At 42.0% G+C, this 14,887-nt stretch carries 15 protein-coding genes; 7 read left to right on the top strand and 8 right to left on the bottom strand.

What is annotated here, in order from left to right; genetic code table 11:
• Positions 1-374: 374 nt before the first annotated feature.
• Positions 375-1,121: a phosphatase PAP2 family protein gene (locus tag QQ041_RS18150; RefSeq protein ID WP_285954701.1), complete on the top strand. Its 747-nt coding sequence runs from the start codon at positions 375-377 to the stop codon at positions 1,119-1,121.
• A 53-nt stretch (positions 1,122-1,174) separates the two neighbouring features.
• Here QQ041_RS18150 and QQ041_RS18145 read toward each other — a convergent pair whose 3' ends face one another.
• The 4 genes from QQ041_RS18145 to QQ041_RS18130 form a co-directional block, all read right to left on the bottom strand.
• A complete protein-coding gene (locus QQ041_RS18145) occupies positions 1,175-1,537 on the bottom strand; it encodes an MmcQ/YjbR family DNA-binding protein (RefSeq protein WP_285954700.1) in 363 nt (120 codons plus the stop codon).
• Between the two features lie 68 nt (positions 1,538-1,605).
• Positions 1,606-2,331 (bottom strand): sulfite exporter TauE/SafE family protein, encoded by a 726-nt coding sequence (locus tag QQ041_RS18140; protein ID WP_285954699.1) that lies wholly within the window; start codon positions 2,329-2,331, stop codon positions 1,606-1,608.
• Between the two features lie 224 nt (positions 2,332-2,555).
• On the bottom strand, positions 2,556-3,767 hold the full coding sequence (locus QQ041_RS18135) for an MFS transporter (RefSeq protein ID WP_285954698.1): 1,212 nt from the start codon (positions 3,765-3,767) through the stop codon (positions 2,556-2,558).
• Positions 3,768-3,782: 15 nt separating this feature from the next.
• Positions 3,783-4,010, bottom strand: a complete 228-nt coding sequence (locus QQ041_RS18130) for a hypothetical protein (protein ID WP_076668359.1) — start codon at positions 4,008-4,010, stop codon at positions 3,783-3,785.
• A gap of 408 nt (positions 4,011-4,418) precedes the next feature.
• Between QQ041_RS18130 and QQ041_RS18125 the strand changes: the two genes are divergently transcribed.
• Complete coding sequence (locus QQ041_RS18125; RefSeq protein ID WP_285954697.1) at positions 4,419-5,033, top strand: YitT family protein; 615 nt, start codon at positions 4,419-4,421, stop codon at positions 5,031-5,033.
• A 147-nt stretch (positions 5,034-5,180) separates the two neighbouring features.
• On the opposite strand, the gene sigZ is transcribed toward QQ041_RS18125, so the two are convergent.
• Together sigZ and QQ041_RS18115 are read right to left on the bottom strand one after the other, a co-directional pair.
• Positions 5,181-5,798, bottom strand: a complete 618-nt coding sequence (sigZ, locus tag QQ041_RS18120) for an RNA polymerase sigma factor SigZ (RefSeq protein WP_285954696.1) — start codon at positions 5,796-5,798, stop codon at positions 5,181-5,183.
• The gene (locus QQ041_RS18115; protein WP_285954695.1) at positions 5,782-6,078 is read right to left on the bottom strand and encodes a helix-turn-helix transcriptional regulator; all 297 of its coding nucleotides are present in this window, start codon (positions 6,076-6,078) and stop codon (positions 5,782-5,784) included. Before QQ041_RS18115 ends, sigZ begins: the two co-directional genes overlap by 17 nt.
• 234 nt (positions 6,079-6,312) lie before the next feature.
• On the opposite strand from QQ041_RS18115, the gene QQ041_RS18110 reads away from it, so the two are divergent.
• Positions 6,313-7,413 carry a permease gene (locus QQ041_RS18110; RefSeq protein WP_285954694.1) on the top strand — a complete coding sequence of 367 codons (1,101 nt, stop codon included), beginning with the start codon at positions 6,313-6,315 and terminating at the stop codon, positions 7,411-7,413.
• Positions 7,414-7,539: 126 nt separating this feature from the next.
• On the opposite strand, the gene QQ041_RS18105 is transcribed toward QQ041_RS18110, so the two are convergent.
• Positions 7,540-8,742 (bottom strand): hypothetical protein, encoded by a 1,203-nt coding sequence (locus QQ041_RS18105; protein ID WP_285954693.1) that lies wholly within the window; start codon positions 8,740-8,742, stop codon positions 7,540-7,542.
• Between the two features lie 364 nt (positions 8,743-9,106).
• Here QQ041_RS18105 and QQ041_RS18100 point away from each other — a divergent pair, with 364 nt between their 5' ends.
• From QQ041_RS18100 to QQ041_RS18090, 3 genes are read left to right on the top strand one after another with little or no spacing between them, the layout of a single operon-like run.
• A complete protein-coding gene (locus QQ041_RS18100; protein ID WP_285954692.1) occupies positions 9,107-10,462 on the top strand; it encodes a diguanylate cyclase in 1,356 nt (451 codons plus the stop codon).
• Positions 10,449-11,765 carry a glycosyltransferase gene (locus QQ041_RS18095; RefSeq protein WP_285954691.1) on the top strand — a complete coding sequence of 439 codons (1,317 nt, stop codon included), beginning with the start codon at positions 10,449-10,451 and terminating at the stop codon, positions 11,763-11,765. The genes QQ041_RS18100 and QQ041_RS18095 overlap by 14 nt, the downstream gene beginning before the upstream one ends.
• Positions 11,732-12,805, top strand: a complete 1,074-nt coding sequence (locus tag QQ041_RS18090) for an HlyD family efflux transporter periplasmic adaptor subunit (RefSeq protein ID WP_285954690.1) — start codon at positions 11,732-11,734, stop codon at positions 12,803-12,805. Before QQ041_RS18095 ends, QQ041_RS18090 begins: the two co-directional genes overlap by 34 nt.
• A gap of 77 nt (positions 12,806-12,882) precedes the next feature.
• Here the strand turns inward: QQ041_RS18090 and trmY are convergent, their stop codons facing one another.
• Complete coding sequence (gene trmY / locus QQ041_RS18085; protein ID WP_017083166.1) at positions 12,883-13,482, bottom strand: tRNA (pseudouridine(54)-N(1))-methyltransferase TrmY; 600 nt, start codon at positions 13,480-13,482, stop codon at positions 12,883-12,885.
• A gap of 256 nt (positions 13,483-13,738) precedes the next feature.
• On the opposite strand from trmY, the gene QQ041_RS18080 reads away from it, so the two are divergent.
• A complete protein-coding gene (locus QQ041_RS18080) occupies positions 13,739-14,263 on the top strand; it encodes a DUF3087 family protein (RefSeq protein ID WP_285954689.1) in 525 nt (174 codons plus the stop codon).
• The last annotated feature ends 624 nt before the right edge of the window (positions 14,264-14,887 follow it).

The raw sequence follows: 14,887 nt of genomic DNA, 5'->3' as shown, positions 1-14,887 counted from the left end.
TTAATAATCTGTTTTGCTTTTGAAAGCAGACCAGATGGTAATCCTTTCAATAGTGGATTTAAAGGACTGACAGCAAAGTTTTTCAGATTCTGGCCTGATAACCCGGTGAGTGTTCACTTTATCAGCAGAACACAATGCCGTTGCGTTTAGTACGGTATAGCTGGTCTTTAGTTGGTTTTACTGTCGGTATGCGTATAAGTGGATGGTAAAGATTATTGGTGATGAGGTGAGGGTTCACCGAATCAATATTCAAGCACTGCATTAATCGAATATTGTTACACCATGACGACTGACTGACCGTTTTGACATGAAATTGATATTGGCGATGCTAAGCTGCGATAGCATCCGACCACTTTATCCAAAAGATCTTAGCCATGACTTCTCTGTTCTCTAACAAATCCAAAGGCTTATTACTGCTCGTTTTAAGTTTGTATTCTCTCGTACCCTTTTTGATCTTTGGATCGAACTTTGACCTTGGAAGTGCGGTTTTGCCTTTCTATGGTGCGTTCATGACGTTCGTGACGTACTCAGCAGGTAATCAAGGATTCTTGGTAACGCTAGCTGTTTTGTCTCTGGCATTGCTCACGATGAAGTTTTCCAAAGCTAAGCTAGTCAGCCTGTTTCTGCAGCTTGGCCTGTTGTTGATTCTTAGCTTTGCAGCGAAAACCTTCTTAAAGCATTCAACAGAAAGCCCTCGACCTTATTCTGAGTATTTGGTGACGCAAGAAGTTGTCGAAATGCCAGAAGTGTTTTATGAACTGCCACTGGTAGAAAAGAACGCAGCGATTGCATCTGTGCAAGATAAGGTGAGTGAGTGGCGAACGCGCCACTGGTTGGGTGAGACTGACTATTCTTTCCCATCTGGACACATGATTTTCGTCGGTGTGTGTTTGGCGTTCTTCGGTGGATTTTTTTTAGAAGCGAAGCGTTTTTATTTGGTAGGTGGTTTGCTGGTTTGGGCTGGTGGTGTCGCTTACAGCCGAGTTTGGCTTGGCATGCATCGACCAGAAGACTTAGCCGGATCTATTGCCTTTGCGGGTTTGATCTATCTATTGGTACCGCTTATCTCAGAGCAAAAAATAGAACGCTATTTACCTGCATTTTTGAAACAGACTTCTTAGGGAGCCTTCCTCACTGCAAAAGAAGGGCTCAGATTAGCAATACGTAATAAACGTTATTGATTGAGCCCTAGCTCTGCTTGTTTCTTTTTGGTTAGACTTAAGGACACAATTCGATGTGATTCAGTGAGGTAGTATCTTAATTCCTCATCTCTTTCTGGTGTGCTCTCAAACAGCTGAATCCACTTCATACCACGTGAAGCAAAGTAGGGCGCAGGTTTATAACCGGGCTCTTCTTTTAGAAAGTCGAAATTCTGATTGGACGCTTTGAAGATAAATGCAGGCTCGTCGTTCGGCCCCCAACCTCCAATCGCAAACACTTTCCCTCCCACTTTCCAAACGTGAGAGTTATTCCATTGCATCACATAGCTGGTGGCTGCTTGCGACTCACAGAATGCATTGAACTCATCGTATGTCATAGAACGCCCTTTCAATAGTTTGGTGTTGGACCTAGTGCTTGTTGCTTTATCGATGTTTCTGCTTCGAGTTAGCCAGCTAAGCCTTGCCAAATGGCAGTAAAGCCACTGATAGAACATAGCAACAAAGAGCCGATACGTATCTTCTCTTTAGGAATGCTTTGCGTCGTCAATAACGCCATCTTGTAACCCAACCAAGCGGCAGGAAGCAGCGGGATTGTGATGATCAAATGGTGAATTGTGAAGAAGCCAATTGGGATCTGTACCAGTAATGAAATGATAGAACTAAACACAAAGAATGCAGAAAGGTTGCCGCGAAGCTGATTCGCATCTTGGTGTTGAAGAAGGAGTGCCATAGGTGGACCACCAATGCCTGAACTAGTACCGAAGAAGCCTGAGAAGAACCCAGCGATGCCCATTTTAGTAGGCGTCGGTTCTAACCTAAACGGAAGCAAACTAACAATCACCGCGAATACAACCAACAAGCCTAACCACAGTGACAAAACGCTTGTTGATACCATCACCAACAAAGCACCGCCTGCCAGTGAACCAGGAATTCGGCCTAATAGTGCGATTTTCAATCCACCAATAGATATATTTGCTCGGTGTTTAAACGCGTTGAATACAGAAATGAACAGACCAACGAGACAGATAGGTGCGGGTACATAGTCAGGTGAGACCAAAAACAACAACGGGGCAGCCACAATAGCCAGGCCAAAGCCGATTGCTGTTTGTACAAACGAGCCGGCAAAAATGAGTGCCATCGCGATAAGAGCGGTCTGATCTAGGTATTCCATAAGCCTGCGAATAAGTTCAAAAGGGGAGAACGAATACTATAAAGTAAAACGGCAGGAATAGTCTTATTATTCAGTGAGGTTTATGCAAGTTTCGCTAGTTATAATTTCGATTTCAACGCCCAATAAAAAAGAGAGCGAATATCTTAGGATGTGTTCCTTTCGATATCCACTCTCTTATTGGTTTGCTTATCAATTTTCGCTGCTGGGGGAGTCAGTGTTAAATGTTAAGCCATTGCCAATTTGATGCGCTCAATCGGCTTGTCATTGATTGGTAAATGGATAAGCGCTGCTACAAATGCCAATACCACCGTTGACCACCAAATTGGCTCGTAAGATCCGTAGTAATCGTAAATACGACCACCAACCCAAGCGCCTAAGAAACTACCCACTTGGTGAGTGAAGAAAACCAAGCCATACAAAGTCGATAGGTAACGTGCACCGAAGATCTGACGAACTAAGCCAGAAGTTAGCGGTACTGTACCTAACCAACAGAATCCTATTGCCCCGCCGAAGATAGCTGCGGTTGATTCCGTTACTGGTAGAGTCACAAACGCACCAATAACCACAGTACGCACTAAATATAGTGCCGACATTACATGACGCTTACTAAACTTATCGCCCATTACACCCCAGAAGTAAGATCCGAAGATGTTAAAGATACCGACATAAGCCAGTGCCATCGCTGCGCTGCTCGCAGGTAAATTCTTGTCTGCTAAGTAACTTGGCAAGTGTGTCGCAATAAACATCACGTGGAAACCACACACAAAGAAGCCAGCGTGAATCAACCAGTAACTTTTGTTAGAGAGCGCTTCAGACAACGCTTCTTTCAATGTTTGATTGTCTTCTGCTTGAGCCTGTTTGTTTGATGCCGCTTTGGGCGCACGCATGAAGAGTGCAAAAGAGATCATCAAACAACACAATACGCCAGACACTTGCATCGCACTTTGCCAATCGAATTCGTTCAACATGTATTGCGCGCCCGGTATCACCGCGAACATACCAAATGAACCGGCAGCTGTGGTTAAACCAAACGCCTTAGCTGCGTGTTCTGCGGGCACGACTTTCGCGACAGCACCCAACACAATCACATAGCTTGTTGCACTTAGTCCAAGGCCAACCAAAGCGCCCAATGAAACGTAAAGCATGCTTGATTCGGTAGAAATTGAGGTAAGAAGTAGACCCAAACCGTAAGCACATGCGCCAGCAATAATGATTCGTCTTGCTCCCCATTTGTCAGCGGCCATACCAACAAAAGGTTGGAACACACCGAACAATAGGTTTTGTAGAGCAATAGCGAAGCTGAAAAACTCTCGCCCCGTGCCGAAATGCTCTGAAATTGGCATCATGAAAATGCCGAATGATTGTCTGATCCCTAGACTGATAATAAGTGTGCCGATCCCAAGCCATACCAGTAAAGGAAAACGGAAAATGCTCATTCTAATACTCTTAAATTAATGGTGGTGATGTGAGTGGTCTTGCGCTGACATGTGTTGGTCAGTCATCTCATGGTGGTGTTCGTGCCCAGAATGATCATGCCCTGACTGCTGGTGGCAACCACTGCTTACGGCATGCTGAGCCAAGAGATCAATCAATGGCTGACTGTGATGCACAATAACCAAACTAATGACGAGGAATAACGTCATTCTGGCCAGTTGGGCAAAAAGAGATTGTGAAAACATAAGGTGTTTACATGCGTTCTATGTTTTAAGAAGTCGCGCATCATAATGACGAGTGAGGTATGTATCAAATGACCATTTGTGATTTAGTCTATGCGTTTTATGCATAGATGTATGCATGGTTTTATGTGTCGCTGGAATTGGGATGAAACATGACCAATAAATAGGAAAACGCTAAGCTAACTGATTCAGCGATAGAAGCCTATAATTCAGAATAGATACTTAATTTCATGTTCGTAACTAATTGCTTTATTGAGGTATTTCACAAAACTGTAAAAACTAATATACAAACTAATCACCTCGTAAGATCGGCTATTCGCTCGACTTATCTGCTAAACATCGTAAATTTGGGCGTAAATCGTTTCAACTGACTGAAACGCGATGTTAAAAGATTCAGGGAGAGTCATTCACATGGATAAAGATCATAACCTTCGCGAAAACTTACTGGCGCTGATCTTAGGTAGCGCATTGGTATCACTCGGCGTTATCTTTTTCAATCGGGTCGGTTTGCTCACCGGAGGCACGGCTGGTCTAGCGATCTTCATTACCAAAGTAACAGACCTAAGCTTTGGCCAAGTGTTCTTCGCACTTAACTTACCTTTCTATATTTTGTCGGTTGCTCGTATGGGCTGGCGCTTCACCATCAATACGTTTATCGCGGTTTCGATTGTTTCGTTCGCTGTGGATCACTTGTATCACGTGATTCAGATTGCCGAAATTCATGCATTATATGCAGCTTTACTTGGTGGTGGCTTAATTGGTACCGGCATGCTGGTGATTTTCCGTCATAAGATGAGCTTAGGTGGCTTCAACATTTTGGCGTTGTTCCTACAAGAACGTTTTGGAATTCGTGCGGGTAAGGTTCAGATGGCACTAGACTGCACGATTGTTGTGCTGTCACTGTTTATCGTTGATGTGTCATTGGTTCTGTTGTCTGTACTGGGCGCAATAGTCACCAACTTGATTTTGGCGATGAACCATAAACCGGGGCGCTATCAACCAGTCGTCAAAGCGGAAGTGGCGTAGCTAAGTTCGCACAAGTACTAGGTTCGCTCAAGCACTAGGCTAGCTTAGGCAAAGTGATTTACAGATTATGAAAACAACAAAGCCAGCATCAATTGCTGGCTTTGTTCTATTTAAAAAACGGGTTTGAGCTAGTTACTATCAGTACTTCTATTGGCACTTACCGCAATCAGCGTCCGACTTGAGCTCACAATCAATCACATTGCCTTGCTTATCCAGTGACAAATTGCAGCACTGTTCGAATAGGTTCTTAAGATCCCCACGACTTTTCTGAACGCGAGACTTCACCGTTGAATAGCTTATGTTTTGTGCCTCTGCGATCTCTTTCTGGCTTTGGTCTTTGATATCAACAGCAAGCAGTAGCGATGAACTTTGTTCTGGTAATGCTTGAATAAACGGCTCAATACACAACGACAGCTTCTGTTTAAACTCAGAGTCGTGGTCTAAATCGGCAAACCAAAGATCTTCAGCATCAATTTGGCTGTCACGCTGTTGGCGAGCATGTTTACGGTAGAAGTCGATGATCGTGTGACTCGCTAATTGAAATAGCCACGATTTCACACTGCTTGCATCTTGGACTTTGTGTAAGTTCTGGTATGTCTTAATCAAGATCTCTTGAAGCAAGTCTTCTACATCGGCTGCATTGTTGACCTTAGAGTGCAGAAACGACTTCAACGCTTGTTGATACTCGGCCCAAACCTGTTCTAAGTCCAAAGAAGCCCTATTCAAAGGTGCCCCGTTCAAAGGTGCATCAGTTGCACTGTTCATTCACGCAACACTCGTCTTGTAAGAAATCAATCACGCCTTCTAGGCATTCATACTCTGCCACGCAGAATAGGGTTCTTCCCTCACGTCTTTGGCTGATTAGCCCCGCCGACGCTAGGCTTGAAATGTGGTGAGACAAGGTAGAACCGGGGATACCGAGTTCTTCTTGTAGGCCGCCAACTGCAATGCCTTGGTAGCCAGCTTTTACGACACTCTTATAGATATTTAGGCGGATAGGGTGCCCCAACTCTTTAAGTGCTTTCGCAACGACTTCTAAGTTCATATTAACTCCTCAATATTTAATTTCGATAATAGTCGAAATGTATCCTAAATACAAATGTAAAAATCGTGATTATGTAAGTCATTGAAAATCAGTTCTTTTGAAATTCAATTCGATTTTTATCGAAATAAAGCTTGATCTGTTACTAAATATTTCTATAATTCGAGAATATTCGAAATTAAAGGTTTGGTTACTTTTCTCATAGAGTCCGGCCTTCAATCCAGTTTGGAGTTAATTATGAGCAATGAAATGTTAACAATGCTAAAAGACGCACTTGATATGTTCGCTTTCTTAGCAGTAGAGCTAATCATCCTTTTCTTGGCGATCAGCTACATTGTTGGGATTCTGCAAGAGTTTCTTACACCAGAAAAGATTCAGTCTATTTTGAGTTCGCGTAACGGTAAGGGTTATGTCGTTGCAGCGTTACTGGGTGCGATTACGCCTTTCTGTTCATGTTCGACTATTCCTTTCTTAAAAGGATTGCTGCGTGCACGAGCGGGTTTCGGTCCAATGATGGTGTTCTTATTCGGTAGTCCACTATTGAACCCAGTGATCATTGGTTTGTTCGTGATTACGTTCGGCTGGCAAGTTGCGGTGTTCTACTTCCTAGTAGCAATGACAGTATCTGTAGTGGCAGGTTACGCACTAGAGAAACTAGGCTTCGAGCGTTACGTAAAAGCCGAAGCGTATGAATCAACTGGTTCTTCTTCAAGCTGTGGTACTAGCTGTGGTGACTCTGCTCCTAAGAAAACAGCACCAGTAAAAGCTGAATCTTCATGTGGCACAAGTGCATGTGGTGAGCCTGCACCGGTAATGGCGAAAGAGACATCTTGCTGCGATTCTAAAAAAGAAGAGCCACAAGTTACTGTTTCATGCTGCTCAGCGGATGGAAGCGCAACTGCTGAAATCGTAGAGAAAAAAGAGCCTAGCCGTTGGATGAGAATTTGGTTCTCAACTTGGAAAGACTTCAAACAAGTTTTCCCTTACCTAATGATGGGTATCGCGATTGGTTCATTCATCTACGGCTTCATTCCTACAGACTTAATTACACAGTACGCTGGTGAAGGTATGTGGTATGCGATTCCTGTAGCAGCTGTGATTGGTATTCCACTGTACATTCGTGCTGAAGCGGTAATCCCACTAAGTGCTGCTCTAGTTCAGAAAGGTATGGCGCTAGGTTCGGTAATGGCATTGATCATTGGTAGTGCGGGTGCAAGTTTGACTGAAGTTATCCTGCTTAAATCAATCTTCAAAAACCAAATGATTGCAGCATTCCTATTCGTTATCCTAAGCATGGCGATGGGTGCAGGCTTCCTATACAGCTTCATCTTTGGTTAATCAGGTCTGATTCCTAGATAACCCGATTGATAACAAGATATAGATAACAAAAAAGAGCTCACTTAGTTGAGCTCTTTTTTTGTTTGGGTTGTCCCGACCTGAAATGTGTTAAACAAAGCGTGATTATCAGACTGGGTTTGGTAGTGCCGCCGAAGTCCCGTGTGCTGCGAAAGCATTAGTCGCTAACACATCGCAGTGGTGACGATTAATTGCATCGCCATAATTATTAGTGATACCGGGGAACTGAAAGCGATACATTGGAATGCCGTAGCGACGTTCTCTCTGCTGACCGATTCGGTCTTTGCTTGTCCAAAGTAGTCTGTTTTTCGCGGTATAAGTCATGCCGTGCATTTTATTGAAGTATTCTTCGTGACTGCGCATTTGCTCGTATAACTCGATGATGCGTTGTCGGGAGAAGTTTAATGTCGTACTCGCTTTAAGTTGCGTTCCCCAACCGGTTAACACCTTCTCCATGAAGTCTCGTGTGACGAGACCAGGACCAGTGAGTAATCCTGCCCCTTTGCTCCCGCCAGAGGTATTGGCATTGCCGACCAAAGTGCCGTGTCGACCAGGCATGTAGGTTGTGTAGTATTTAGTTGAAGGTGACAAGCGGGGCATTCTTGCTTTGAAAGCCAGTGAACGTTCGTCTTCAGCGAAAACACACACTATCTGTTTAACGTTTTTACCGAGTGATTTGTAATCCTTGAATGCGTTCATCCCTCCGGGTACGGGATCACACGCAAAGATGTTTACTGGGATGTGGCTAAGTTCGGGATCTTTGAGCATACGGTTCGCCAATTCAAAGCAACTTACACCACCGCGGCTCCAGCCCACGATGTTAACTTGGCTAATCGGTTTACTTTGGCGCTCAATCGCAATGTTCTGTTGGCGTGCAGCGATACCGTGTTTCAGGTCAGCGGCTAATTCTTGTGAATCTTTCAACCAATCTTGATATTTCTGGCTGGTTGCAAAAGGCCAAGCCGATTTTGCAGGGCGAGATTCACTGAGCAGTCCTTTCGCTCGCTTCATATAGTTATTCTTATCTTGTTGGTTTCCACGCAAGATATTCAGAACATGGCGCATATTGCTATCAATGCCTTTGCCCTGCAGCGTTCCTCTCACTGCTGAGTAGGTGTCATCTTTGCCTTGCTTCAACCACTCGTTCTGATTGCCACTACCAACCCCATCCACTTGAATGTAGTCAATCATGTCTCTGCCCGTTGCATTCTTTGCTAACGTCGAAATCAATTCGCCAGACACATAGTTTTTGTGATTGTTGTCTTCTGAATTTGAGCCTGTACCACAGAAGAATACGGTTAATACGCTCATCCTTTGCCTTTAACACGATTAATTAAGATTGGAATTAGTATAGAAGTGATATGAGAAATTTATAAGATTGAATGAGTTAGAGAGAGGCATTGCTCCGAAAGTTGATGTAATTAGTCTGAAAAAAGTATCGCTATCCAATTTTTGGAGTGCTGTTTATCTATAATTTTAAAATTATCATTAATATCTATGTTTCCGTGTTGTTAATGTAATGGTGTCAGTATTTTATATTGTTGGTTAATAATTGGACTGTTTTTACATCGATATCTAGTATTTGTATAAGGCCGACCAATCCAATAGCATTCATTAATATTCAGAATGTTACGTTTATTTGACGGTGGAAGTGTCAAAAGTATGGAGTTAATGAATGAGAGATAAATTAAAAATTTACTGTCTTGGGACCCCAATAGTTGATACGGAAAATCGATTTGATATTGCGCAAGTAAGTGATATTGAGCAACTACCAGAGTTGTTAGGTGGTGTGGTTTTTCTAAACACAGAAGCCAGTGTACAAGATGATTTATTAAGTCAACTTCACCGTTGCAGAAAGTTTTGGTCTTGGAAGATTTATGTATTTGAAACTAGCGCATTGTCAGTTTGTTTATCTGATGGAGTTTTAAATCAAGAGACTATCGAGGAAGAACTGCTCCAACATAGTAGAACGTTGAACAGTGTTTCCGAATCGACGGAGGCTTTAGACCCTTTAATTGGATGGTTAGGGTTAGAGCAAGATCGACGACTAGTCCCTCATCGATCCCTGACTCTGAAATCGATATATTCTTACCCTTTAGTCGACTTATATTATCCAGAGTTGAGTTCTACATATCGTTTTGTTTTGTCAGAAACCAAGCGTGATACGTTTGAATATGATGAGTTGATCAATCGAGTCCGTGTATGTTCTGACTGCGCTAGTGCTCATTTGAATTACATCGAAGTGTGCCCTTCATGTAAAGACATTGATATTACCGAGCGTGTCTCATTACATTGTTTCACCTGTGGTCATGTAGCCGAACAAGGACAATTTAAACGTAACCATAAACTGGAATGCCCTAAATGTTTAACTCAACTTCGTCATATCGGTGTGGATTATGACCGCCCGTTAGAGACTCATTCATGTAACGTTTGTTCTCATTCCTTTTCTGAAGCTGAGACTTTGGCTGTTTGTTTTAGTTGTGATGCCAAGAATGATGTTTCTCAGTTGGTTGTCAGGAAAATCTATTCATTAAAATTAGGTGTGCAGGGCGAGTATATATTTCGTCACGGCGTCAAATTATCTGCTCCAGAGCTGACCCTACGCGGCAAAGTAGACAGCGGGTATTTTTCGAACCTCCTTGATTGGGTCAATCGTATCGCTATCCGTCATCAAGAAGAGCATCTTCTCCTAGGTCTGCATCTCCCTGATTTAGCTCAATATGTATCTAAGAATGGAGATGCGAAAATGTTTGCTTTGATCGAGCAAATTACTGAGCGCCTTAACGGTTTGTTTAGAGACTCAGATATTTGTTGTCAGTACAAAAGTGATGTTCTTTTCGTATTTATGCCTAAAGCTAAGATGGAACATATCAATGTTCTGCGTGAAAAAATAGAAGCCCTTTGTCTACTTATTGAAGACGATGATTTTACATTGAATGTGTTTGCTTGGAGCCTTCCTGACCCCATGGTTATAGAGGACGTAGGGGCGTGGTTAGAGAGTAAAGTCGGCGAAATTTATGCTGTCGAATAGCCTCAATCTTCAACAATATTTTTGGGGAATGTTACTCGAAAATACAGAGTTATGGCTCATGCTGTTTCCCATGATGGTTATTGTTGAACTGCCACTTTTTTTACTCGTGTTAACAGGGATATTTCGTTGGTCTTATTCTGAGAGTGATATTGAGATAACAGAATACCCGAGCATATCTTTCGTCATTACTTGTTATGGCGAAGGGGATGCGATTGAAATTACGATAGACACACTAGTTGAGCAACTGTATCCCGGAAAGATTGAAGTGTTAGCGGTAGTTGATGGTGCAGCTCAGAATGAAGATACTTATCAAGCTGCGATTCGAGGTGAGCAGAGACATCAATCTGTAAAAAATCGAAATGTTCGAGTTATACCCAAGTGGCAAAGGGGAGGAAGAGTATCAACGTTGAATGCTGGTTTAGATAATGCCACCGGCGATTTTGTTATAAATGTTGATGGCGATACTTCTTTTGATAACGATATGGCACTGCAAATGATGAAGCAATTTACTGACAAGAATGTGATTGCTTCAGGTGGTGCGTTGCGTGTAAGAAATTGGCAGGACAACTTACTTACTCGTATGCAGTCTCTAGAATATATGTTGTCTATGCAAGCAGGAAAAACAGGGCTCTCAAATTGGGGAGTGCTAAATAATATTTCTGGAGCCTTTGGTGCATTTAGAAAAAATGTATTAAAACAAGTTGGAGGTTGGGATACGCATACGGCTGAAGATCTCGATTTAACGATGAGGCTTAAGCAATATAAGAAACGCTACCCCAACAATAGATTGTCTTTTACACCAAAGGCTGTAGGGCATACCGATGTTCCTAGTACCCTGAAAGGATTGATGCAACAAAGGCTTAGATGGGATGGAGATTTACTGTTTTTGTTTTTGAGGAAGCATAATGAAGGCTTAACCCCTCGTTTGCTTGGCTGGGGGAATTTCATTTTCACTTTAGTTTATGGCGTCTTACAAAATGTATTGCTGCCTATCCTAGTTTCGGTCTTTATGTTTTATATATTTTGGGTGTACCCAATCGATTTTGTTGCAGCATTGATGATTCTAATTTATTGCGTGTATTTGTTTACAGTCATTCTATTTTTTACTGTTTACATTGGTTTGGTCTCTGAAAGAGAGAAAGAGGATTTAAAAATGTCTAAATGGCTAATTCTATATCCTTTTTATCAGTTTGTTATGCGGTTGATTACGGCGTTTTCCATGATCAATGAATTATTTAGAAGGAGTCATGAAGAATCGAGTATGGCTCCTTGGTGGGTATTGAAAAAAGGCAAAAGGTTTTAGCAATGAAAGTGAAATTTCATCTGGATAAAAAAAACAAACCTCAATCGGATGATGGTGTAAAGGTTGCTTACGGACAAGCCAAAAGAGGGGGCTATCGCTTTCGTTGGTATTTGATCTTGAGCTTGGTGATAAGCCCACTTTTGTTTGTTGCTTATTTTTTCTTTAAGACAAATATTTTAGTTATTGCCCCGGCTATTATTACATCTTATCCAGTTACCTTGACAGCTAAGGTTGCAGGCGTCGTTGGACCTATTCCGATAGAAGGCGGAACTCGAGTAGAGCAATCCCAGACCGTAATTCAATTGACGAATTTGGAAATTGAGGCTCAAATTGAGTTTATCCATTCTGAGCTATTAGGGTTGGATGTTAACTTACCAAGCGATATAGAAGCATTGCATTTAAACGGTCTTGCAGAAACACGTCGTAACTTAAGCAAAGTACAGGAAATTCAAAAGCGCTATGAAGAATATCGCAGAAAAGGACAAGTATCTGATGTGGACTATGCAAATATTGTTGGGATGGGCAACTCGCTAAACAATCAATTGAACCAGCAAAAACTTGATTTTCAAAATGCCAAATTGGCAGAGGAGGAGCGGGCACTAGCTGGACCAGTTAGCCAGGCTAGACGTGCATTGATGAAAGACTTAGCGCTCAAACGTGTGATAGAACAAGGGTTGTCGATAAAGTCTCCTTATACGGGTCACGTCGTTGATATACATGTTGTTGAAGGGCAGCGTGTTTTTGAAGGCGATGAACTGGTAACGATAGCAAAGAATACAGTTCCAAATATTGTTGCTTATCTAGACCCTAAATACTTAGAAGACGCAGTAAAGGGAGCAAATGTCTTGATAAAGTTTCCTAATGGTAGCTCTTTCGAGGCTGAAGTGTCCGATTCAGTAGAAGTTGTTAGTAAATTACCAAGTCAGTTAGTCAGCCCGTTTGAAGGTCAGCCGACGTACTTGAAAGTCGTATTGGACTTTGTTAAAGAGCCGCCAGGAGAGTATTGGGTGGAGGGGATGACAGTTGAAGCTCGTTTTTAGTACGGATGCTAACTGAACAAATGAGTTAAATGGAGCGATGATCGCTCCATTTTTATTTCTACAGATATTGTGTTGAATTAGAAGTCTCTTAAATCAAGCTCATTGTTGATCAGCACAACACACTGAGAAGCAAACAGCATGTTTGGACCTAAGCTGATTTTCTCTGTCCCTAAACGCTTCAAGCTGTTGTAGCTTTTCTTCGGCATAGGGATATGGTCAGTTAGAAGGAAACATGGGTTTTCCGCAATCTCTGCATCACGGATAAAGTCGCCTTTCTTATCCATCATGTACAGTTGGTGGTCTTCGGCCAGTTCTTTGACCAACTTTTCAAAGCTCATGGTACGGACAGTGATGCCCGGTTCTACCTGACGTGTCTGTTCTTTTGTCATGCCTTGAGAAGCGTCAACCGCTCTTACTACCGCAGATAACAGTGCAGATTCATGAAAGCCACCAATGTTGGTGATTTCATTTGAATCGAATGTAATGGTACGTGAAAAGTCTTTAGTACTCTCTAGCACAAGGTGCACGGTGACATTCTCACGGTGAGATTGAGCAACGAAGATCGTGTTCATCAGAGTATGAGCCAGAATCTCAGTATGAGCATCTTGCCCAACACCCTCTAAGATAAGTTTGCTCTCTGTAGGGGCTGCGCGAGCGCGTAATACAAATGAACGCATGGAATGTACCTTGTCAGTATGTGATAAAGCGAAACAGACTTTATCAACATGAATTGATGAATAACCAAAATTATGGCGGTATGTAACTCTTTTCTATTAATGAAGTCAAATGGAGTTATGTATAGTACTGACCAGAAGAACTATACGTATTAAATAGAGAGTGACCACATTACAAGATGGTAAAGGTTGAAGCGAACCAAGGTTTACATAGATAGTATGCGCAAATTATTAGGTGACTTACATAAGGAAGTAGTCGATGAAGTTACAGAAGATTAATAAAGAAGAATATAGAAAGAAGATGAACCTGCTGTTGGTTTCATTGGTTGGGTCACTTGCCTTGTTTGCCATCGTATTCGGTAGCATCCTGATTGAACTTTTTGGTTCAGCTGGATCCGTTACTGGGGAAGCGACAGGCAATTTCCATTTGAATGTACTCGGGGTGATTTTATCAGTTGCCTTGAATGCGTTTATTGCGAGTCGTGTGAAAGGGCATGATTACTTTAAAGAAGCGCTTTATGTGTGGAACCTTAAACAAGTTCACAATCAAATCTACCGTAAGCTTAAGCGTATTCAACCAAAAGCTGAGCAAGGCGATCGAGAAGCATTAACGATCCTTTACTTCTATTACACGACGCAAAAACAGGTATACGACCTAGATAACAATACATTGACGATAAAAACGGTTCAGCAATCGCTAGATAACATAGTGGAGCTAAGTGAAAAGTGGAGTATCGAACTGGATATAGAGGCATTCTCAAAAGATCTAGTCGCAAAATTCTAAGTTATATGCTCTTGATTGTATGAGCTTTAACCTGTGAAAGACGGTTTTGATGTAAAAGTAGCCGCTTAAGCAACTTTTTTGAATTTTTATTAAAATAGGGGTTGCCATGTTTTCGATGATCTCTATAATGCCGCCTCACTGAGACGGCAGACGCCACAAGGCTTCAGCAGTAATCAGTAAGACGGAAAGTTCGAAAGAAATTAATTTTAAAAAGTGTTTGACACTTAAGATTAAATCGCTAGAATTCACGTCCGCTTTCAAGGGTTTCTTTGTAAAAAGAAAGTTTCGATAAGCAAAGCTCTTTAACAATTTAAACCTATCAATCTGTGTGGGCACTCGTTGATGAATATCAAAACGTTATTGGTTCTTTTTCGAAAGAGCGTAATAACAGTTACTTCGGTAACAAAATGATTTCAATGAACTGAGTGACCAATACGAATAATTACTTTCTTTATAGAGAGGGGTTATTTGGCACAGTCAATTCATTACCATTCTGTTGGAATGGTAATAGCTTTAAAATTACATAGTAGTTTTGAAGTCAGTATTCGTTGAGTCACAAAATCTTAAATTGAAGAGTTTGATCATGGCTCAGATTGAACGCTGGCGGCAGGCCTAACACATGCA

Origin of the sequence: Vibrio sp. TMPB1044 (assembly GCF_030442075.1) — a bacterium.
Lineage (GTDB): Bacteria > Pseudomonadota > Gammaproteobacteria > Enterobacterales > Vibrionaceae > Vibrio > Vibrio satsumensis.
The sequence above is the reverse complement of the archived record's forward strand: the minus strand, read 5'-3'. Positions and strand labels throughout refer to the sequence as shown.

Bases quoted from the DNA above. Each gene is read 5' to 3' on its own strand.
- QQ041_RS18135 (WP_285954698.1), bottom strand. From the start codon at position 3,767: ATGAGCATTTTCCGTTTTCCTTTACTGGTATGGCTTGGGATCGGCACA.
- QQ041_RS18105 (WP_285954693.1), bottom strand. From the start codon at position 8,742: ATGAGCGTATTAACCGTATTCTTCTGTGGTACAGGCTCAAATTCAGAA.
- QQ041_RS18110 (WP_285954694.1), top strand. From the start codon at position 6,313: ATGAGCAATGAAATGTTAACAATGCTAAAAGACGCACTTGATATGTTC.
- QQ041_RS18125 (WP_285954697.1), top strand. From the start codon at position 4,419: ATGGATAAAGATCATAACCTTCGCGAAAACTTACTGGCGCTGATCTTA.
- trmY (WP_017083166.1), bottom strand. From the start codon at position 13,482: ATGCGTTCATTTGTATTACGCGCTCGCGCAGCCCCTACAGAGAGCAAA.
- QQ041_RS18130 (WP_076668359.1), bottom strand. From the start codon at position 4,010: ATGTTTTCACAATCTCTTTTTGCCCAACTGGCCAGAATGACGTTATTC.
- QQ041_RS18150 (WP_285954701.1), top strand. From the start codon at position 375: ATGACTTCTCTGTTCTCTAACAAATCCAAAGGCTTATTACTGCTCGTT.
- QQ041_RS18140 (WP_285954699.1), bottom strand. From the start codon at position 2,331: ATGGAATACCTAGATCAGACCGCTCTTATCGCGATGGCACTCATTTTT.
- QQ041_RS18145 (WP_285954700.1), bottom strand. From the start codon at position 1,537: ATGACATACGATGAGTTCAATGCATTCTGTGAGTCGCAAGCAGCCACC.
- QQ041_RS18115 (WP_285954695.1), bottom strand. From the start codon at position 6,078: ATGAACTTAGAAGTCGTTGCGAAAGCACTTAAAGAGTTGGGGCACCCT.
- QQ041_RS18095 (WP_285954691.1), top strand. From the start codon at position 10,449: ATGCTGTCGAATAGCCTCAATCTTCAACAATATTTTTGGGGAATGTTA.
- QQ041_RS18100 (WP_285954692.1), top strand. From the start codon at position 9,107: ATGAGAGATAAATTAAAAATTTACTGTCTTGGGACCCCAATAGTTGAT.
- sigZ (WP_285954696.1), bottom strand. From the start codon at position 5,798: ATGAACAGTGCAACTGATGCACCTTTGAACGGGGCACCTTTGAATAGG.
- QQ041_RS18080 (WP_285954689.1), top strand. From the start codon at position 13,739: ATGAAGTTACAGAAGATTAATAAAGAAGAATATAGAAAGAAGATGAAC.